This window comes from Dyella sp., from assembly GCF_036568765.1.
GTDB lineage: Bacteria > Pseudomonadota > Gammaproteobacteria > Xanthomonadales > Rhodanobacteraceae > GSA-30.
Genome location: NZ_DATCRY010000126.1, coordinates 1 through 21,449 on the forward strand (window position 1 = coordinate 1; position 21,449 = coordinate 21,449).

A 21,449-nucleotide genomic window follows, 5' to 3' on the forward strand; every position below is an offset into this window, starting at 1 on the left:
GCGCCGGTGATCTGGCCCATCGCCTTGCGGGTGGCTTCCTTCGGCGGCAGGTTGACGATGGCGAGCGCAAAGCCCTGGTCTTCGCTGGGCACGAAGCTGGTCGGCAGCTTGGTGTACAGGAAGCCGGCCAGTGCGGCGACCAGCGCGAAGACGAACATCCACCGCGGCGCGTGACGCGCGGCGCTGCCGATGTGACCGCCGTAGGTATGCGTGACCCAGTCGAACACCTTGTTGAAGCCGCGGTACACCACGTTCTTCTTCTCGTGGTGGTTCGACTTGAGCATGGTGGCGCACAGGGCCGGCGTGAACGACAGGGCCAGGAAGGCCGAGAAGCCCATCGATACGGCGATGGTCAGCGCGAACTGCTTGTAGATCACGCCGGAAGCACCGGCCTGCAGCGCCGAAGGCACGAACACCGCTGCCAGTACCACGGTAATCGCAACCACCGCACCGGTGATCTGGCCCATGGCCTTGCGGGTGGCCTCCTTGGGCGGGAGGTGCTCCTCGGTCATGATGCGCTCGACGTTTTCGATCACCACGATCGCGTCGTCCACCACGATACCGATCGCCAGCACCATGCCGAACAACGTCAGCTGGTTGATGGTGAAGCCCAGCATGATCAGGCCGATGAAGGTACCCATCAGCGCGACCGGGATCACCAGGGTCGGGATGATCGTGGCACGGAAGTTCTGCAGGAAGATCAGCATCACCAGGAAGACGAGGATGATCGCCTCGACCAGGGTGTGCACCACTTCGTTGATCGACACCTTGACGAACGGGGTGGTGTCGTACGGCGCGAACCAACTGACGCCTTCCGGGAAGTCCTTCGCCAGCTCGTCCATCTTGGCGCGAACTGCGGTGGCCACGTCGAGCGCGTTGGCACCCGGCAGCAACTGCACGCCCAGACCGCCGACCGGCTGGCCATTCCAGGTTGAAGCCAGGCCGTAGGTCTGCGGACCGAAGGACACGCGGGCCACGTCGCTGAGGCGCACCACCGTGCCGTCGCTATTGGCGCGCAGGATGATGTTGCCGAACTCCTCGGGCGAAGAGAAACGTCCTTCGGCCGATACCGTGGCTGTGAACGCCTGATCGCTGGGAGCGGGGTCGGCGCCCAGCGAACCGGCGGCGAACTGGACGTTCTGGGTGGAGACGGCATTGAGCACGCTGCTGGCCGACAAGCCATAACCTTGGAGCTTGTCAGGGTTCAGCCAGATGCGCACCGCGTATTCGGCACCGATGACGCGCGTGCTACCGACACCAGGAATACGGCCCACCTGGTCGGCTACCTGCGAGGCGATGATGTCGGCCAGACGATTGCCGTCGATCACCGGGTTGGTAGAGACCAGCGACACGAACATCAAGAAGTCGGGGTTGTTCTTGGCTACCACCACACCCTGCTGGGTGACAGCGGTAGGCAAGCGTGGCTGGGCCAGCGACACCTTGTTCTGTACCTGCACCTGCGCGATATCGGGGTTGGTGCCCGTTTCGAAGGTGAGCGTGATGGTCGCTGTGCCGTTGGCGCTGGACGAGGAGCTGAAGTACAGCAGGTGATCGATACCGGTGAGCTGCTGCTCGATCACCTGGGTGACGTTCTTCTCCACCGTATCGGCATTGGCGCCAGGGAAGGTCGCCGATACCACCACCTGCGGCGGCGCGATGTTGGGGTAGGACTCGATACCCATGTTCAACATGGCGATACAGCCGACCATGGTGATGAGGATCGCTACCACCCACGCGAAAATCGGGCGGTCAATAAAAAAGCTGGGCATATCGGTCGACTCCCGTTACTGCTTGCCGGCCGCAGGCTTGCCGCCCTGCGCAGCGTTGGGTGGGCCGGCATTCTGGCCCGGCTGCCATGGCGAAGCCTTGGCCGGGGCACCCGGCTGGACAGCCTGCACGCCCGACACAATGACCTGGTCGCCCGCGGTCAGACCCCCCGTGACGATCCAGTTGCCGTTGCTCATGTTGTTGGCAGTGACGCCCTTGCGTACTACCTTGCCGTCGGCACCGACAATGAGCGCATAAGCGCCGGATACGTCACGCAGGATCCCTTGCTGCGGAATCAGGAACACGTTGTGCTGTTCGCCGAGATTGGCGGTCAGAGTGACGTACTGGCCCGGCAGCAGGCGCTGGTCGGGGTTCTGCACGACGGCACGCAGGTTGACCGCGCCCGTGGTCGGGTTGACCGTCGTCGACGAGAAGTCGAGCAGGGCGTCGGGCTGGTAACGCGAGCCATCCGGCAGAGTGACCTGCACGGTGGTCTTGTCCTGGCCGGCCAGGGTCACATCGCCCTTGCTGGCCGCGCCGCGCAGACGGTCCAGATCGGCCACGCTCATGGTGAAATTCACATAAAGCTTGTCGATCTGATCGACCGTGGTCAGCAGGGTCGTATCGCTCTGGCCGACCAGGGCACCTTCGGTCACCTGCTGCTGGTTCGAGCGGCCGGAGATCGGTGCGGTGACGCTGGTGAAGCCCAGGTTGATCTTGGCCGATTCCACGTTGGCGCGGGCTGCCTGCACGGCGGCAGCGGCATTGCGCTCGGCGGCTTCGGCGTTATCGAGATCCGACTTCGAAATATAACCCTTGGGAGCCAGCTCGCGGGCGCGCTGGGCGGCGATCTTGTTATTGGTATAGGTCGCCACCTGCTGGGCCAGGTTGCCCTGAGCGTTGGCCAGCACGGCCTTCAGCGGCGCCGGATCGATCTGGAACATCACCTGGCCTTCCTTGACGTTGGCGCCTTCGGTGTAGGTGCGCTTGAGCAGTACGCCGGGCACGCGGGCGCGGACATCGGCGCTGCGGTAGGGCGACAGGCGGCCGACCAGTTCCTCGGTGAGCGGAGTGCTCTGGGTCTGCGCCTTGATTACGCCGACTTCCGGCGGCGGCGCCTGTGGCGGGGCCTGGTCCTTCTTGCCGCAAGCGGCCAGCGCAAGCAGGCTCAGGCACAGCACGGGTGTGCGCAGTGACGTGGACTTCATGGGGACTCCGTTCTTATTGCGTATTCGAGGTGGAACGCGTGCCCTTACGGGAGCGCGTTTAAATCGGTGAGCTTACTGCGATGCAACACGCTGCCCAGTGCCAATGGTCGGACGGACGGGCGTGGCCGCCTCCTGCGGCTGACTTGCTGCTAAGCCTCCTGGCGTCCCGGCCGGGAAGTAGACTACACAGTACAGTTTATAATTTGCTGCGGATCGAGGTCTAGCCCCGGATGGGGTGGCCGAGCGGATTGAGTGCGATCCGTTGACGGTAAGCATCCGCGTTTTTCCGGAGGGAGTGAGGGTTCCTTCCGCCGAGACGAGCCGGACAGGGTGGATTTTGACCCAAGTAGGGGGTCGAAGGTAAGCATACGAATGGCGGATGTCGCCGCATTCGCGAACGCCAGCTTCCTCCTTATGACGATTGCACGGTGCGCGAATCGACATCGACGAGATGTCTCAACGCCGAGACGGCTGCGATTGCATACAGCCGCGTCGATTTTTATAGCTGCACAAAGACCAAACATTGATGCGCCACAGCACGGCTCGCGGTGGATTCGCCTTCTTTCGCGGCGTATCCTTCTAAGGGTTTTTTGCCTCTCACTGAGCTAGTAACTGCCATGAATGCAATGCGAGCGTCCGGCGATCGTCTGATCCAGACCGTCGTTTTCGAGGAACTGAAAAAGAGCGGCTTCACTACGACGCGCCTTGAAGAGGCGCAATTTTTTATCGACGCTTTCTTTGCGCGGATTCCGCAGGTCGACCTGGACCTGCATAGCGCTGCGGAGTGGGCCACTCTGGTGGCTGGCCTGATCGATTTCATGCAGCAGCGCACGCCGCGGCGCGCGTCGGTGCGCGTGGTCAATCCGGCAACGGGTTTTGCCGGCCGCAGCCTGGTGCAGATCGTCACCGACGATATGCCGTTCCTGGTCGATACGGTCACCCTGACCCTTGCGCCCTGGCCGATCCATGCAGTGATCCACCCGGTGCTGAAGGTCAGCCGCGACGACACCGGCAAGCTCAAGCGTCTGGGCGACGATAACGGCGCGTCCGAGTCGGTGATGCATTTCGAGATCGACCGTGTCGATGGCCAGGTCGAACTGGAACAGCTGCGTGCGCAACTGGAAGCCGCGCTGGAGGATGTCCGCGAGGCCGTGCGCGATTGGGCCAAGATGCGCGACAAAGTGCAGGCCATCGCCGCCGAACTGCCGCAGCGCAAATTGCCGCTGGATGGCGCCTCGGTGCAGGAGGGCGTGGAATTCCTGCGCTGGCTGTCCGATGACAATTTCACTTTCCTCGGTTATCGCGAATACGAGGTCAAGCAGGGCGAAGGCGAGCAGATTCTCTGTGCGGTGGAAGGGTCTGGCCTGGGCATCCTGCACAAGCGTGAGCGCTCGGTAGCGCCGCGTTCGTTGCGCAGCCTGGTCGCAAGCGAGCTGCCACAGTCCGGCTCGACCGATGCGATCATTCTGACCAAGACCAACGCTCGGGCCGTGGTCCATCGTCCGGGCTACATGGATTACGTCGGCGTGCTGAAGTTCGACGATGAAGGTCGTCCGGTGGCCGAGCAGCGTTTCCTGGGCTTGTTTTCTTCCAACGCCTATATGGCTCGTCCGCAGGACGTGCCGATGGTGAGGCAGAAGGTGGAGGCGGTGTTGGCCCGCTCGGGGCTCAAGCGCGACTCCTACTCGGGCAAGTCGCTGCGCCATATCCTCGAGACGCTGCCGCGCGACGAGTTGTTCCAGAGCAGCGAAGACGAACTCAATGTCATCGCCAACGGTATCCTCGAGCTGCGCCAGCGTGCCCGCACACGCCTGTTCGTGCGCCGCGACCGCTATGGCCGCTTCTTCACCTGCACCGTGTTCATCCCGCGCGATCGTTTCAATACCGCGGTGCGTGAGCGCGTGGAAAGCCTCTTACGCGATGCCTTGCATGGCCAGACGGTCGATTCGGCCGTGTTGATGGGCGAGGCCGCGCTGGCTCGTTTGTACGTCGTTGTGCGGCCGAAGATCGGCGACCAGGCTGTCTACGACGCGCAACGCCTGGAACAACAGATTGGCGTGATCGTACGCAACTGGCACGACGAGCTCCGCGATACGCTGATCCGCACGCGGGGCGAGCACGATGGCGTGGTGCTCGCCAATCGCTACGGCAAGGCGTTGCCGGCCGGTTATGTCGAGGATGTCTCGCCGGCCGTGGCCGCAGAGGATGTTCATCAGCTGTCCTTGCTCAAGGGCGACGATGCGATGCGCATGTCGTTCTACCATCCGGAACACCAGCCCGAATCGCTGCGTTTCAAGGTTTATCGCAGCGGTTCCGATTTGCCGTTGTCCGAAGTGCTGCCGCAATTGGAGAACCTCGGCCTGCGCGTGCTCACCGAGCACCTGTACGACCTGCCGATGGGCGACGGCACGCTATATATCCAGGATTTCGAAGTGCAGCCGGCGAGTAATCTGGCCTTCGGCGTCGAGCAGGTCGGAGGCTTGTTCGAGGATGCTTTCGAGCAGATCTGGCGCGGCAATGCCGAGAACGACGGCTTTAATCGCCTGGTGCTCGGCGCCAAGTTGAACTGGCGCCAGGTGTCGATGTTGCGTGGCTACTGCAAGTATCTGCTGCAGACCGGCGTGGCTTTCTCTCAGGCCTACATGGAAGATGCGCTCAACCGCTACCCGGCCATTGCCGGCCTGCTGGTCGAGATGTTCCTGGCCAAGTTCGATCCGCGCCGCGAGCAGCTTTCGGTCGAAGAGCTCAAGGCTGCCGGCAATACCTTTACGGTCGAGATGCAGGCGCTGATTCCGGCTTCGATCCGTTCGGCCCAGCCGGCACTGATCGATACCATGGTCGGTGCGATGGCTCGCCCGCGCGCCGAGCAGGTCGTGGTGCTCGAAGAGGCAATCGGCACCTTGCTCGAGACGGTCTCCAGCCTCGACGAAGATCGCATCCTGCGTAGCTTCGTGGCGCTGATCCGCGCGACCTTGCGCACCAGCTTTTTCCAGCAATGGGAAGGTGCCTATCGGGGCTACATCAGCTACAAGTTCGATTCGCGCCGCGTGCCGGACCTGCCCAAGCCGGTGCCGTATCGCGAGATCTTCGTCAGCGCGCCGCGCGTGGAAGGCATCCATCTGCGGTTCGGCGCGGTGGCGCGCGGCGGCTTGCGCTGGTCCGATCGTCGCGAGGATTTCCGCACCGAAGTACTGGGCCTGGTCAAGGCGCAGATGGTGAAGAACACGGTGATCGTGCCAGTCGGCTCCAAGGGTGGCTTCTTCGTCAAGCGTCCGCCGGTCGGCGGCGACCGCGATGCCCAGCTGGCCGAAGGCATTGCCTGCTACCGCATGTTCATCAGCGGCCTGCTCGACATCACGGATAACCTGGTTGAAGGCAAGGTCGTCCCGCCGCACGACGTGGTGCGGCACGACCAGGACGACCCGTATCTTGTGGTGGCAGCCGATAAAGGCACCGCGACGTTCTCCGATATTGCCAACGCCATTTCGGTGGAGCATGGCTTCTGGCTGGGGGACGCGTTCGCGTCGGGCGGTTCCAACGGCTACGACCACAAGGGCATGGGCATCACCGCGCGCGGTGCCTGGGAATCGGTCAAGCGTCACTTCCGGGCGCTGGGTCGCGATAGCCAAAGCCAGGATTTCACCTGTGTCGGTATCGGCGACATGTCCGGTGACGTGTTCGGCAACGGCATGCTGTTGTCCCGCCACATCCGCCTGCTTGCCGCGTTCGATCATCGTCACATTTTCCTGGACCCCAACCCGGATGCGGAGCGTTCTTTCGTCGAGCGCGAGCGCATGTTCAAGCTGCCGCGTTCGAGCTGGGAGGATTACAACAAGTCGTTGATCTCCGCTGGCGGCGGTATCTACGCGCGCACCCTCAAGTCGATTCCGATTTCGCCTGAAGTGCGCACCGCGCTCAGCCTGAAGGCCGACGTCACGCAGCTTGCGCCGAACGAGCTGATGAATGCCATCCTCAAGGCGCAGGTGGATCTGTTGTGGAATGGCGGTATCGGTACGTACGTCAAGGCATCCAGCGAAACACACGCCGATGTCGGCGATCGCGCCAATAATGGCCTGCGCGTCAATGGCGCGGAACTGCGCTGCAAGGTCGTCGGCGAAGGCGGTAACCTCGGTCTGACCCAGAAGGGACGCATCGAGGCCGCACAGCATGGCGTGCTGCTCAATACCGACTTTATCGACAACTCCGCCGGCGTAGATACCTCCGACCATGAGGTGAACATCAAGATCCTGCTTGACGATGCCGTACAGCGCAACGAACTGACCGTCGATGCGCGCAATCGTCAGCTGGCGGAGATGACCAACGAGGTCGGCGACCTGGTGCTCTGGGATAACTATCGTCAGAACCAGGCCATCACTTTGATGGAGCACCAATCGGCGCGCCGCTTGGGCTCGATGGCGCACTTCATTCGCACACTCGAAGGCGAGGGTACGCTCGACCGCCAGGTCGAAAACCTGCCAAGCGAGTCGGAGCTGGCCGAGCGCAAGGCACGCGGGCAGGGCATGACCCGTCCGGAACTTTCCGTGCTGCTGTCTTACGACAAGCTGCGCCTTTACCAGCAACTGCTCGAATCGGATGTGCCGGAAGATCCATACCTGTCCAAGGAGCTGGTGCGCTACTTCCCGGCGCCGTTGCACGACAAGTACGCTGCGCACATGCAGCGCCATCGTCTGAAGCGCGAGATCATCGCCACAGCAGTGACCAACTCGACGATCAACCGCATGGGCGCCACTTTCATGATGCGCATGCAGGAAGATACCGGGCACGGTCCGGCGGCAATCGCCAAGGCTTACACTGCCGCTCGCGAGATCCTCGGCGCCCGCGACCTCTGGGCTCAGATCGAAGCGATGGACAGCAAGGTGGCCGAGGATACGCAGATCGACGCGATCATGCAGATCTGGTCGTTGTTGCGCCATCTTACCCGCTGGTTGCTCAACCGACCCGGCGGCACGCTGGACATCGCGGCCAATGTCGAGCGTTACCACGCCGGCGTCAGCGTGCTGGCAACGGCCCTGCCAGGCGCGTTGACCGAAACCGGCAAGGCCGATTTCGGTACCAGCCAGGAAAAGTGGGAAGGTCTCGGCTTGCCGCCGGAACTGGCATTGCGCTTGTCGCGCTTGCCGGTACAGCGACCGATGCTGGATATTGTCGAAGTGGCGCAGCAGAGCGGCCAGCCCATCGACAGTGTTGCCAAGGTGTTCTATGAACTTGGCGAGGCGCTGGATCTGGAGTGGCTGCGCGGCCAGATCGAGGCCTTGCCGGTGGATGGCCATTGGCACGCTCAGGCACGCGGTTCGCTGCTGGACGAACTGACCCACCAGCACCGCGCGCTGGCCTTGCAGGTGCTCGCTCTGACCGGCAACAGCAAGGACGTTTCACCGGTGCAGGCCTGGTTGAACCGTGACGACCCGACGTTGAAATACACGCGTGGCATGCTGGCAGAAATCCTGACTCAGAACGCCGACTACCCGATCGCCTCGGTAGCGGTGCGTCGCTTGGCACAACTCGCCCAGGTGCCGGCGGCAGGCTAACGCCGCGTACCGCCCCTGTGCCGTCAACCGGCGCAGGGGCGGTGCGTTCGGTCTTGCGCCTGCGCGCTTTCTGGGCTCAACTGACTGCCTCGATCAAGGACGTGCCAGCCGCTTATGCGTTTTGCCTTTGTCGCCAGCGAAACTTCGGTTGCCCAACAAGCCCGGCGTAAGTTCGTCGATCGTTATGCGGACACGCCACCGCACGAGGCCGATGTCATCGTTGCCCTGGGCGGCGATGGCTTCATGCTGCGTACTCTGCATGCCTATCGCGAGACCGGCGCGCCGGTTTACGGCATGAAGCTCGGACGCGTCGGGTTCCTGATGAACAAGCATCGCCTGGACGATTTGCCTGGGCGCATCGATCGCGCGCATGCGGCCCTGCTGCATCCGCTGATCATGCGGGTGACTTGTGGCGCGGGCGAAGTGCATGAGGCGCTGGCGTTCAACGAAGTCTCCCTGCTCCGCCAGAGCAACCAGGCCGCACATCTGGAAGTGAAATTGAACGATGCGGTGAAACTGGAGAATCTGGTCTGCGATGGCATCCTGGTTTCCACCCCTGCAGGTTCGACCGCCTACAACCTGTCGGCGCATGGACCTATCCTGCCGCTGGACAGCAACGTACTTGCCCTGACGCCGATCAGCCCGTTTCGTCCGCGCCGCTGGCGTGGAGCCATCTTGCCTCACCGAACCGAGGTCAACCTGCGCGTCCTCGATCCGGCTAAGCGCCCGGTCAGCGCGACGGCCGATTTTCATGAGGTGCGCGATATCCGATCGGTATTGATCCGTCAGCAAACCGACCATGGCGTACGTCTGCTGTTCGATCCCGAGCACAATCTGGAGCAGCGTATTCTGGATGAACAATTCGCTCCGGACTGAGTAAGCCCAACTTCAGGTCTGCTAATCTTCGCGCATGACTCGCAGCTCCGCCGACGCTCACGATCCTCGCGCCGCGGCCGATAACCGGCTGGTGGTGGCTATCTCGTCGCGAGCCCTGTTCGATCTGGGCGATAGCCACGATCTGTTCGAGCGCGACGGTCTGGACGCCTATCGGGCCTATCAGATCGAGCATGAGAACGAGATCCTGCAGCCAGGCGTCGCCTTTCCGCTGGTACAGAAGCTGCTCGGAATGAACAAGCTTGCCGGCGATCTGCCCCCGGTCGAAGTCATCCTGCTCTCGCGCAATTCGGGCGATACCGGCTTACGCATCTTCAACGCCATCCAGCATTACGGCCTGGAGATCAGCCGCGCGGCCTTCACCAGCGGCGCGCCGACCTCGGACTACATTGCACCGTTCAAGGCCGACCTGTTTCTCTCGGCCAATGCCGAAGATGTCGGACGGGCGTTAGCCGCAGGCGTGGCTGCGGCCACCATTCTTCCTTCGGTCGCGCCACCGCGTGCCACCGAGCAACTGCGCATCGCCTTCGATGGCGACGCGGTCATATTTGGCGATGAGGGCGAGCGTGTATCGCGCGAAGAAGGCCTGGAAGCTTTTCATCGTAACGAGCGCGAACAGGCCGATACTCCTTTATCGGTTGGACCGTTTCGCGGTTTTCTTACTGCTTTGCACCGATTGCAAACGGCGTTCCCGGCCGAGAATTCGCCCATCCGCACGGCTCTGGTTACGGCGCGTTCCGCTCCGGCCCATAAGCGCGTGATCCTGACTTTGCGCCGCTGGGGTGTGCGCATCGATGAGGCGCTCTTTCTTGGCGGGCGCGATAAGGGTCCGTTTTTGGCTGCGTTTGGTGCGGATATCTTCTTCGACGATTCGCCGGCCAATGTCGAGTCTGCGCGCAGGCATGTCGCGACTGGTCATGTGCCGCACGGAGTGAGCAACAACTGAGTGCTCAAAAGCGGTTGAGCTTTTCTTTGTCAATCAATCAGTTGGTCGCTGCTTTTTCGCAGCGAGGGCACGTTGCACCCGATATTTTGGGAAGCGTCTGGCGTTTTTCTCGGGTTTAGCCTTCGATTTAGTCGGTTGTGCCAATGCGTTGACCCTTTTAACGTGTTTCCAGATTTCAACGCGGCCAACCGAGCAGGTGTGGATAGGCCGGCCTGAATGATTGAAGGCTTTCGAATGGACTCGAAGCGCTTGGGCAAACCTCCTCATGACGGCCTTGTCGTGGCGACCCGTATTTCAGGGCGAGACCTTTCGCGCTTGAGATGGGGCGTACACATGTGCCGCTTCTTCTTTTGGTGAGACCAGTGGTGCGGCGAAAGCGATATCGAGCAAGGAAGAGCACCAAAGTACTAGACCGCAAGGCTCGCAAGGAAGCGGCCCTGCTGGCGTCGGAGTGCGCGGAAAGCACGCGTCAGGAAGACATGTGCAGGGAAGAGGGAAGAATTGCCATGGAGGGCAGGCATTTGAACAGGAACATGCCAACGCTTAATGCACTCAAGGCGTTTGAAGTTGCCGGAACGACAGGCAACTTCACACGCGCAGCTGAGTTGCTTGGCGTTACACAGAGCGCGGTGAGCCGCCAGGTACGCCAGCTCGAAGAACAAATGGATGAGCCGCTACTGTTGCGGCGACATCATCATCTTCAACTCACCGACGCCGGACGGCTCTTGCTCAGGGCGCTCAAGCAATCGTTCGACAAGATCGAGCTGACGGTGCGCGATATTCGGGATCGCAAGCATTTGAGCCGATTGCGCGTCAATGCGCCGCCGACATTTGCGGGCCGCTGGCTGTTACCCCGATTGCCCAGATTGCGAAAATTGCATCCGGATATCGAAATCACACTGACGCACTTCAATGACGACAATCTTACGCAATCGGGTGCGATCGACTGTGCCATTCGCTACGGCGATGGCGAGTGGGAGGATTTGCAAAGCACGTTCCTGATGCGCGAGCAGCACATTGCCGTCTGCTCGCCCCACTTGTTGTTGGGGCACGATCAGCGCGCGCCGGACTTCACGCGCATGCCACTGCTGCACGTTGTCACCGAACAGGGTAAGCGCCGGAGTATCTGGCCGCGATGGCTCGAAGCGGCGGGGCTGGACCATATCAATCCTCAGGGAGGCTACGAGTTCGAGCAGACCGACATGGCCATTCGGGCGGCTGTGGATGGCTTGGGCATCGTCATTGCCGACAAGCGCATGGTTGCGCGCACGCTGCGCGAGGGGCATCTGGTGCAGTTGATGGACGTTCAGGTCGACGGCAACCACTCCTATTGGTTCGTGCTGCGGGAAGAGCAGCCCTTGGTCCATGCGCTGATCTCGTTCAGGGACTGGCTCCAGCGCGAGATGAGTGTTTCCTCCGAATTACCGTAGTGATCCTCCTAGGGAAACGATGCGGTTCCTTGTTTACGGGAGCGGGGACGAATCATTACCTCGGTCGCCATGCTCCAAACGATGGTGTCCAGTTTCCCGCCGGGGTTTACCCCTTCCAGCCCCTTTCCGGATCGAGTCCGTGACAGGCTCAGTTGAACAGGGCAGCGAGTGGGCGGGGACAGTCGCAGGAGACTCGACGAGTGCCGGCTAGCCGCAAGGCCGGGGCATGACCCTTGGCCTGACTGGTGGGGCCACCGCCCCCCACGGTTGCTCCGCACCATGACCGCCCACCCCGGGGCGGATAGAATAGGCATCTTGTCTATCGTCCTCCCGGAAGCTCAACGCATGTCCGCTCGCTTGAACCCGTTCGACCTGTATGACGTCCGCTCGTTACTTTCCGACGAAGAGCGCATGGTGCAGGACACCGTAGCCCGCTTTGTCGACGAAAAAGTGCTGCCGATCATTGGCGACTGCTTCGACCAGGGCCGCTTCCCGAAGGAACTGGTTCCGGAGATTGCCAGCCTCGGCCTGCTTGGTGCGACCCTTCCCGAAGAGTACGGCTGTGCCGGCATGAACGGTGTCAGCTATGGCTTGATCTGCCAGGAGCTGGAGCGGGGCGATTCGGGCTTGCGTAGCTTTGCCTCCGTGCAGAGCTCGCTATGCATGTACCCGATCTACGCCTACGGCAATGAAGAACAAAAGAAGCACTACCTGCCGAAGATGGCCGCGGGCGAGGTCATCGGCTGCTTCGGCCTGACCGAGCCGCATGGCGGCTCGGATCCGGCCAATATGAAAACCCAGGCCAAACGCGATGGCAGCGATTGGGTCATCAACGGCGCCAAGATGTGGATCACCAACGGCAACCTGGCGCATATCGCCATTGTCTGGGCACAGACCGAGGATGGCATCCAGGGCTTTATCGTGCCGACCGACAGCAAGGGCTTCACTGCGCAGGAAGTGCACAAGAAGATGAGCTTGCGCGCGTCGGTGACCTCGGCTCTGTTCTTCGACAATGTACGCGTGCCCGATAGCGCTCGCCTGCCTGGCGTCAAGGGCTTGAAAGGTCCGCTGGGCTGCCTGACCCAGGCGCGCTACGGCATCACCTGGGGCCCGATCGGTGCCGCCATTGCCTGCTTGAACGAAGTGCTGGATTACACCCGGGAGCGCGTCCTGTTCGGCCGCCCGCTGGCAGCCAATCAAGCTGTTCAGCTGAAGATGGCTGATATGGCGCGCCGCATCACCAGCGCTCAGCTGTTGTCGCTACAACTTGGCCGACTGAAGGACGCGGGCCGCATGCAGCCTACGCAGGTCTCGCTGGCCAAGTGGAACAACTGTCGCATGGCGATCGATATCGCGCGCGAGTGCCGAGATATCCTCGGCGGCGCGGGCATCACCACTGAGCATTCGGCAATTCGCCATGCGCTCAATTTGGAATCGGTCATCACCTACGAGGGTACCGAGACAGTCCACCAGTTGGTGGTCGGTCGCGAGTTGACCGGCATCAACGCGTTCTGAGCCCAAAGGCAGGGTAGGGAGGAGCCGTCGGTGGACTGGCAGAGCATCCGTATCGAAACCGATCGTCTTATCCTGCGGCCGCCCGTGCTCGAGGATTTCGACGGCTGGGCGCAGAACATGGCCGATGAAGAAGCGGCGCGCTACATTGGCGGCTATCAGCCCCGCGCCGCCGCCTGGCGTAATTTCCTGGTCATGGTCGGCGCTTGGCAGATGCAGGGTTTCGCCATGTTCTCCGTGATCGAAAAAGCCACGGGTCGTTGGATCGGCCGCTTGGGCCCATGGCAGCCGGAAGGCTGGCCCGGGACCGAAGTGGGTTGGGGCCTCGCCCGGGAAGCCTGGGGCAAGGGCTATGCGCACGAAGGGGCCGCCGCCAGCATGGATTGGGCCTTCGATCGCCTCGGCTGGACCGATGTCATTCACAGTATCGATCGCGACAACGCGCCCTCGCAGGCTTTGGCGAGGCGATTGGGTTCGGTCAATCGTGGTCCCGGCAAGCTGCCTGCGCCATACGAGCACGTGGAGATCGAAATCTGGGGGCAGAGCCGCGAAGAATGGCGCCGTCGCCGCCTGGCATGAACGAAAAGATAGGGCTCACCCTGGCCGAGGCTGCCCCGGACTTGCATCGCCTTTGCCACGATCGCTGGGCCGTTATCGGTAGTGCCGCGGTGAGCCTGGTCGGTGCAGTGGTGAGCGTTGCCGATATCGATGTGTTGACCAGTGTGGAGGACGCCGATCGCCTCGCGAGTTGTTGGCGATCTCGAAGCGAGGACAATTACACGCCGGCGGGTGCGGAGCGTTTCCGGTCGCGTTTCGGTCGCTTCCGCTTCTCGGGCTTGCCACTGGAAGTGATGGGTGGTTTGGAGTTGTTCGACCAGGGCGCCTGGCAAGCGGTACAGATCGGTGAGCGGATGTTTGTATCGTGCGGCCCGGTACAGATACCGGTGCCTGCGATTGCCGACCAGATCCGCATCCTGGAATGCTTTGCCCGGCCCAAGGATTTGCAGCGCGCCGCCTTGTTGCGCGCTCTGGCTTGAAACTTTGCTGCGTGGTGCGTCCGCGCTCTTGAACTGGATACCGACATGTCTGTTCCGTTTGCCATCACCGCACGTCATAAAGGCTTCAATCGTGCCGAAATCGTCGATCAGAACTTCACCGAGTTCGTGCAGTTCTGGCAGGGCGACGCGTACGCCGCACCGGATGATGACGCGCCGGTCTTGCCGGGCAGTGAGCTCGACGCGCGCGGTTTTCGCGAGCTGTTCGAATCGCAGTTGATCTCACGTCACCTGGATCTGATGGCACGCGTTCTGCGCGTGCAGAACAAGGTGTTCTACACGATCGGCTCATCCGGCCATGAAGGCAACGCGATGGTCGCACGCCTGACAAGACACACCGATCCGGCGTTCTTGCATTATCGTTCCGGCGGCTTCATGGCCGAGCGCTTCCGCAAGTTGCCAGGCATGGATCCGGTGATGGATTCGGCCCTTTCCTTCGCCGCCAGCAGCGAAGATCCCGCATCCGGCGGTCGCCACAAGGTCTGGGGCAGCAAGCCGTTGTGGGTGCTGCCGCAAACCTCGACCATTGCCTCGCACCTGCCCAAGGCGCTGGGCACGGCCGTGGCGATCGAGCAGGCGCGCCGCATCGCCCATCGTTTGCCGATACCGGACGATTCCATCGCCATTTGTTCGTTTGGCGACGCGTCGAGCAACCATGCCACCGCACAGACGGCTTTCAACGCCGCTGCATGGACGGCTTACCAGAAGCTGCCCGCACCGGTGCTGTTCGTTTGCGAAGACAACGGCATCGGCATTTCGGTGAAGACCCCGATGGGCTGGGTGGCAAGCAATTTCCAGCAGCGCGCCAACCTCGACTATTTCTTTGCCGATGGCTTGGATCTGGCCGAGGGTTATGCGCAGGTGCGCCGCGCGGTCGAGCACTGCCGCAACACGCGTCGGCCGACGTTCCTGCATATGAAGACGACACGCGTGATGGGACATGCTGGTACGGACTTCGAGATCGAATGGCGCAGCATCGAGGAGCTGGTGTCCGTCGAAGCCACCGATCCTTTGTTGCGATCGGCAGCTATTGCGTTGGAATCGGGCCTTTATACCAAGGAAACTTTGCTGGCCTTGTACGAAGCCATTCGCAAGCGCTGCTTTGCGGCGGCCGAAGAGGCCGACCGTCGTCCCAAGCTTTCGAGCCTGGAAGAGGTCATGCAACCGCTGGCGCCCTATACGCCCGAAGCGGTCAAGCACGAGGCTGAGCGCAGCGACTACGCCGAGCGCCGTCTTGCCGCATTCGGTAGTGCCGAGAAGTTGCCCGAGGTGCAACCTCCGCGTCACTTGGCGATTCAGATCGGCCAGGCTTTGCACGACTTGATGGCAAAGTATCCGCAGTCGTTGTTGTTCGGCGAGGATGTCGCGCAGAAGGGCGGTGTCTATACAGTTACCAAGGGATTGCACAGGGCATTCAAGAACAGCCGCGTGTTCAACACTTTGTTGGATGAGACCGTGATCCTGGGGTTGGCTCAGGGCTTCGCCAATATGGGTATGCTGCCGATCCCGGAGATCCAGTACCTTGCCTATTTCCACAATGCCTGCGATCAGATCCGCGGCGAAGCCAGCAGCCTGCAGTTCTTCTCCAACGATCAGTATCGCAACCCGATCCTGATGCGAGTGGCCTCTCTGGGCTATCAGAAGGGCTTCGGCGGTCACTTTCACAACGATAATTCGATTGCTGCACTGCGCGATATTCCCGGTCTGATCGTGGGCTGCCCCAGTCGTGGCGACGACGCGGCAACGATGCTGCGCACGCTGGCTGCGCTCACTCAGATCGACGGCCGTGTCTGTGCTTTTCTTGAGCCGATCGCGTTGTATATGACCAAGGACCTTTACGAGGCCGGCGACGGCCAGTGGCAGTTTGGCTATCCCGAGCCAGGCACGGCGATGACGTTGGGCGAAGGTCGTGTCTACGGCGAAGATGCCGACGATCTGGTTGTCTTTACCTTCGGCAATGGCGTGCCGATGGCATTGCGTGCCGCACGTGACATCGAAAAAGCACAAGGCTGGAAAACGCGCGTGGTCGATCTGCGCTGGCTAGCCCCCTTGAATGACGCATTCATCGCCGAGCATGCGCGCATGGCCAAGCGCATCATTGTGCTGGACGAAGGCCGTCGTAGTGCGGGTGTGGGCGAGGGTGTCATTACCGCGATCGTCGAAACGGGCTATGGCGCTACGCCGTTGCGCCGCGTGGTCGGTGCCGATACCTATACGCCATTGGCCGGCGCCGCGTTGCTGGTGTTGCCGAGCGAAAAGGATGTGGTGGCTGCCGCCGCCGAGATGGCTTAGGGCGGGTAGCTGGTGAAGAAAACTTCCAAAAAGCCAGCTATCTTGCAAGAGCGGCTTCAGCCGCGACCGGCGGTGCCGCGCCCTGGCGGTCGCGGCCGAAGCCGCTCCTATGGGATAGTCAGGTTTTAGAGGGCTTTCATTCTCGATGGCGGTGCACTTCCGGGGCATTTCCACGCCGCTCCACTTCGCGGTTGAACCTTTCTTCGAGCTGCACACGATTACGGCCATTCAACTTCGCCGCATACATGGCCTGATCCGCGCGTTCGGCTAGCGAAGCGACGGTATCTTCCGGCATGCGTATGGCGACGCCAATGCTGATGCTCAGCGTCAGACCCTTGCCATCGACCGGAATTTCCAGGCGATTCACGCGCCGGCACAGACGCGTGGCGACTTGCAGGGCATGGTTCTGGTCGATGCAGCGCAATACCGCGACAAATTCCTCGCCACCGTAACGACCCAGCAAGTCGCCCGGGCGCAGCTCCTGACGCAACGCCGACGCGACAGACATCAAGGCGCGGTCGCCGGCGGCATGGCCTAGCCGATCATTCAAGGTCTTGAAGTTGTCCAGGTCCATGAACAGCAATGCCAGCGGCTGGCACGGGCCCGTTACGAATTGCGCCTGCGCGCGCTCGGTCCAGGCCCGGCGATTGAGGATCTTGGTCAGCGCGTCGTAGTCGGCCAGCTCCTGCACTACCTCGCGATCGCGCCGGGCATGAAGAGCACGGTCGGCCAAGCCAAGGGACAGGGCTAAGGCCTGGAACGCGCTGGCAGCGAGGCTCGCATCGCCGAGCCATACCGCATGGGGCAGCGCTCCGCCGGCCTGGCTGCTGCGCAAGGCGGTTATCACCAGCCACGGCGTCCAACCCAGCAGGAAGAACCAGGCATGTCGCGCACCGCGTAGCCATGCGATCACGGACGCCAGCAACAGAAAGGCTGCACACAGCAGGCGTAGCGGTTCAAGCAGGGTATGAGCGGCATCTTCTAACAAGGGCAGGTGACTGACAAGCAGGGCGGCGATCGAGCCCATGCCCACTGCCAAGGCAAGTACGACCGGATGCAGCCATGTGGCATAGCGTTTGAGTTGACAGAAGCGCGTCGCGAACAAGGCCGCGAACATCATCGACAGTGCAGAGGCGATAGGGCCGAGCAAGGTTGCAATCTGTGGGGGCCAACCCAGCGGTTCGACAACATAGCCTGTGCGAATGCCGTGAAAGAGCGCAGCGCAGATGACATGCCCGACATACCAGATCAAGGTCCGGTCGCTGAGCACCAGTGCGAAATACGCTGCCATCAAAGCCATGGCCAGCATGGTTGCAAGGCAAGCGCTGGCCAGGGCCAAACGGTGTGCGTCGTCACGTTCGTACTCGTCGCGATCCTGCAGCGTAAAACTGACTGGAATGCTTGCGTCGAACGGCGCGAACCTAAGTAGCATCGGCTGCGAAGCAGGCACATCGGCATCGAGTCGGAAACTCAACCTGCCATGACTATCACTGGGAGGGATACGTCCTGCGCCATCGGCATCGTAGAGCCTGACATCGCCTGCAGTGGGCGGATAGATCGAAAGCTGGCGTTCGGAGCCGACCCAGGGCGGTTCGGCCGTCAATACGAGCCAGCTACCCTCGGCTGGCAGGCGAATCAGCTGGGTCGGATCGAATCGCTGGAAGTCGCCGTGTCGATAGGCCGCCATCGCGATAGAGGGGGTATCGGCGCTGCGCAACGGCAGCCAAGCCGCCCGCATAGCCAGCTCAGCCTGCACTTGGCCGCAGAGCAAGGCCGGCAGACAAGCTGCTGCATACCTCCATCCATGGTGGCGTCTGGTCGTGGCGAGCGCCTGTTGGTCCATCCCCGGTCCCCTGTCTGCCGGTATTCCTGCTATCCGGAGGGCGTCCCCTCCGCAGTTGCATGGATGTGAGCTACAGCATAGAGGAGTGGCAGCCCAAATGAGCTCCCCTTCACGGCGTAGGCCAGATGGCTGCCATCACACGATCTAAATCACTCCACGGCCAAAATCTTGCCGGTCCCCATGCGGCAAACCGAGAGCGGAGGCGAAGGTCATGAGTCAGGTGAAGGTGGCGGTGTTTGTGGGCAGCTTGCGCAAGGACTCGTTCAATCGCTGCCTGGCGCGGGCGGTCGAGCGGCTGGCGCCGGCGGATTTCGCCTTTGAGCATGTCCGCATCGACGACCTTCCGCTCTACACGCAGGATTTCGATCACGACTACCCCGCTAACGCCGCCCGTCTGAAGCAACAGATCGAAGCGGCCGATGCCCTGTTATTCGTTACGCCCGAATACAACCGTTCCATTCCGGGAGTACTCAAGAACGCTATCGATATTGGCTCGCGGCCCTGGGGAACCAATTCATTTGCCGACAAGCCCGGTGCGGTCATCGGCACCTCGGTGGCCGCTACTGGCACGGCCATGTCGCAGCAGCATTTGCGCAATGTGCTGGCCTACCTGGATGTACATGTGCTCGCCCAGCCGGAAGTATTTATCCATTTCAAGGAAGGCTTGTTTGACGCCGACGGCAACATCGGCGTAGAAAGCACACAGAAATTCCTGCAGGGCTTCGTCGGCCGCTACGTCGCCTGGGTGCGCCGCTTCAAGCCATGATGTACCCGCGACGCCGTCACGCTTCGGTGGCGGCGCCGACACCGCAAAGCTTTTCCAGAAGCTGTGCCTGCACGTTGCGTAGGCCACTGGCCGAGGGGCGCTGGTACTGGCCGTCGCTCTGCAGCAGCCAGGCATTGGCGTTATCGGCCAAGTAAAGGTCCAGTTCCTTGCGCACGCGCTGCTGCAGTTTTTTGCCTTCGATCGGAAAGCCGGTTTCGACGCGACGATCCAGATTGCGTTCCATCAGGTCCGCACTGGCCAGGTAGAAACGCTCTTCGCCGTTATTGGCAAACCAGTACACGCGGCTGTGTTCAAGGAAGCGTCCAACAATCGAGCGCACACGGATGTTGTGCGAAACACCTGGCACGCCAGGGCGCAGGCAGCACATGCCGCGCACGATCAGCTCGATCTTTACGCCGGCGATGCTGGCTTTGTACAGCGCGCGAATGATTTTCGGGTCGGTCAGCGCATTGACTTTGGCGATGATCTGCGCCGGCCGGCCGGCGGTCGCATGCGCGGTCTCCTGGGCGATCAGTTCCAGCAAGGTCTTTTTCAGCGTAAACGGAGCATGCAGCAGTTTTTTCATATGCTGCACCTTGCCCATGCCGGTAAGCTGGCTGAACAACCGGTGCACATCCTCGCATAACGCTTCATCGGAGGTGAGCAGGCTATAGTCGGTGTACAGGCGAGCATTGCCGGTGTGGTAATTGCCAGTACCCAGATGCGCGTAACGCACCAGTTCCGCGCCCTCGCGCCGCTGGATCAGCATCAGCTTGGCATGCGTTTTCACGCCGACCACGCCATAGATCACTACCGCGCCGGCTTGCTGCAATCGCGAGGCCAGCGAGAGGTTGGACTCCTCGTCGAAGCGCGCGCGTAGCTCGACGACCGCGGTGACTTCCTTGCCGGCGCGTGCCGCATCGACGAGGGCATCGACGATCTCGGAAGTGGCGCCGCTACGATAAAGCGTCTGCTTGATCGCAAGCACATTCGGATCCTTGGCCGCCTGGTGCAACAGGTCGACCACCGGTGCGAACGATTCGTAAGGATGTAATAGCAGGACATCCTGCTTGGCGATGACCTGGAACAAGTCCTCGGCCTTCTTCAGGGACTTGGGAATCGATGGCGTGAACGGTGGATAGCTCAATTGCGGACGCTGCACTTTGCTGGCCATGCCAAATAGGCGTGCAAGGTTGACCGGACCGTTTACTTCATAAAGTTCATCGGTGGCCAAGCCGAATTGCTTGAGCAGGTAATCGATAAGATTGCGTGGGCAGTTGTCGGCGACCTCCAGGCGTACCGCATCGCCGAAGCGGCGCGAGTACAGTTCGCCGCGCAGCGCGCGCGCGAGGTCTTCGACATCTTCCGGGTCGATGGTCAAATCCGCATTGCGGGTCAGGCGGAACTGATAGCAGCCCAGTACCGACATGCCGGGAAACAACTCGTCAGCGTGCTCGTGGATGATCGAGGAGAGCAGTACGAAATTGTCGCCGCCCTCGCAGACATCGTCCGGAAGGCGAATCAGGCGCGGTAGCACCCGCGGCGCCGGTACGATCGCCAGGCCCGAGTCGCGTCCGAAGGCATCGGTGCCTTCCAACTGCACGATGAAGTTCAGGCTCTTGTTGACCAGCAATGGGAATGGGTGGGTCGGGTCCAGGCCGATCGGCGTGACCAACGGTGCCACCTCGTGGCGGAAATAGCGGCGAACCCAGAGCTTTTGTTTGTGCGTCCATTGATTGCGTCGCACGATACGCAGTCCCTGCTTATCGAGCTCGGGTAGGATCTTGTCATTGAGAATCGAATACTGCCGTTCGATCTGCTTATGCGCGATCTCGCTGATTTCCGCCAATGCGCGCTTGGGTGCGATGCCGTCGGGCCCGACGATCTCATGATCGAAGGCGATCTGGCTCTTCAAGCCCGCCACACGAATCTCGAAGAACTCATCCATATTGGTCGAGAAGATCAGCAGGAATTTCAATCTTTCCAGCAGTGGTTTGCTCTCATCCAATGCCTGATCCAGCACGCGGATGTTGAACTGCAGTTGTGAGATCTCGCGATGGATATACAGGCTGGCGTCGTTCAGGTCGGGCGCGACGGCTGTCTCGGCCGTGGCATCCTTGGATACCTTTTCGGCGCGCGATGGCGGAACGGGCTCGGGACTGGCGATGCTGGTATTCATGGTTTGTC

13 protein-coding genes are annotated in these 21,449 nt (G+C 61.6%); 9 read left to right on the plus strand and 4 right to left on the minus strand.

Features of this window, described 5'->3' with window-relative positions:
- The coding region (locus tag VIM98_RS09090; protein WP_331992779.1) for an efflux RND transporter permease subunit at positions 1-1,769 on the minus strand (1,769 nt) is incomplete at its 3' end.
- Between the two features lie 15 nt (positions 1,770-1,784).
- The gene (locus VIM98_RS09095; protein WP_331992780.1) at positions 1,785-2,975 is read right to left on the minus strand and encodes an efflux RND transporter periplasmic adaptor subunit; all 1,191 of its coding nucleotides are present in this window, start codon (positions 2,973-2,975) and stop codon (positions 1,785-1,787) included.
- A gap of 617 nt (positions 2,976-3,592) precedes the next feature.
- Here VIM98_RS09095 and VIM98_RS09100 point away from each other — a divergent pair.
- The 8 genes from VIM98_RS09100 (at position 3,593) to VIM98_RS09135 (ending at position 16,653) form a co-directional block, all read left to right on the plus strand.
- Positions 3,593-8,524: an NAD-glutamate dehydrogenase gene (locus tag VIM98_RS09100; RefSeq protein ID WP_331992781.1), complete on the plus strand. Its 4,932-nt coding sequence runs from the start codon at positions 3,593-3,595 to the stop codon at positions 8,522-8,524.
- Between the two features lie 114 nt (positions 8,525-8,638).
- On the plus strand, positions 8,639-9,400 hold the full coding sequence (locus VIM98_RS09105) for an NAD kinase (protein ID WP_331992782.1): 762 nt from the start codon (positions 8,639-8,641) through the stop codon (positions 9,398-9,400).
- Between the two features lie 34 nt (positions 9,401-9,434).
- Positions 9,435-10,364: a 5'-nucleotidase gene (locus VIM98_RS09110; RefSeq protein ID WP_331992783.1), complete on the plus strand. Its 930-nt coding sequence runs from the start codon at positions 9,435-9,437 to the stop codon at positions 10,362-10,364.
- 533 nt (positions 10,365-10,897) lie between these two features.
- Positions 10,898-11,794, plus strand: coding sequence for a LysR substrate-binding domain-containing protein (locus VIM98_RS09115; RefSeq protein WP_331992784.1), 897 nt, complete (start codon positions 10,898-10,900; stop codon positions 11,792-11,794).
- Between the two features lie 345 nt (positions 11,795-12,139).
- Positions 12,140-13,309: an acyl-CoA dehydrogenase family protein gene (locus tag VIM98_RS09120; protein WP_331992785.1), complete on the plus strand. Its 1,170-nt coding sequence runs from the start codon at positions 12,140-12,142 to the stop codon at positions 13,307-13,309.
- Between the two features lie 30 nt (positions 13,310-13,339).
- A complete protein-coding gene (locus VIM98_RS09125) occupies positions 13,340-13,885 on the plus strand; it encodes a GNAT family N-acetyltransferase (protein ID WP_331992786.1) in 546 nt (181 codons plus the stop codon).
- A complete protein-coding gene (locus VIM98_RS09130) occupies positions 13,882-14,343 on the plus strand; it encodes a hypothetical protein (RefSeq protein WP_331992787.1) in 462 nt (153 codons plus the stop codon). Before VIM98_RS09125 ends, VIM98_RS09130 begins: the two co-directional genes overlap by 4 nt.
- A 45-nt stretch (positions 14,344-14,388) precedes the next feature.
- Entirely contained in the window at positions 14,389-16,653 is a 2,265-nt protein-coding gene (locus tag VIM98_RS09135) for a thiamine pyrophosphate-dependent enzyme (RefSeq protein WP_331992788.1), read from the plus strand.
- Positions 16,654-16,789: 136 nt separating this feature from the next.
- Here the strand turns inward: VIM98_RS09135 and VIM98_RS09140 are convergent, their stop codons facing one another.
- Positions 16,790-18,496, minus strand: coding sequence for a diguanylate cyclase (locus tag VIM98_RS09140; RefSeq protein WP_331992789.1), 1,707 nt, complete (start codon positions 18,494-18,496; stop codon positions 16,790-16,792).
- A gap of 211 nt (positions 18,497-18,707) precedes the next feature.
- On the opposite strand from VIM98_RS09140, the gene VIM98_RS09145 reads away from it, so the two are divergent.
- Positions 18,708-19,262: an NAD(P)H-dependent oxidoreductase gene (locus tag VIM98_RS09145; RefSeq protein WP_331992790.1), complete on the plus strand. Its 555-nt coding sequence runs from the start codon at positions 18,708-18,710 to the stop codon at positions 19,260-19,262.
- Between the two features lie 16 nt (positions 19,263-19,278).
- Here VIM98_RS09145 and ppk1 read toward each other — a convergent pair whose 3' ends face one another.
- Positions 19,279-21,441 carry a polyphosphate kinase 1 gene (ppk1, locus tag VIM98_RS09150; protein ID WP_331992791.1) on the minus strand — a complete coding sequence of 721 codons (2,163 nt, stop codon included), beginning with the start codon at positions 21,439-21,441 and terminating at the stop codon, positions 19,279-19,281.
- Positions 21,442-21,449 lie beyond the last annotated feature (8 nt).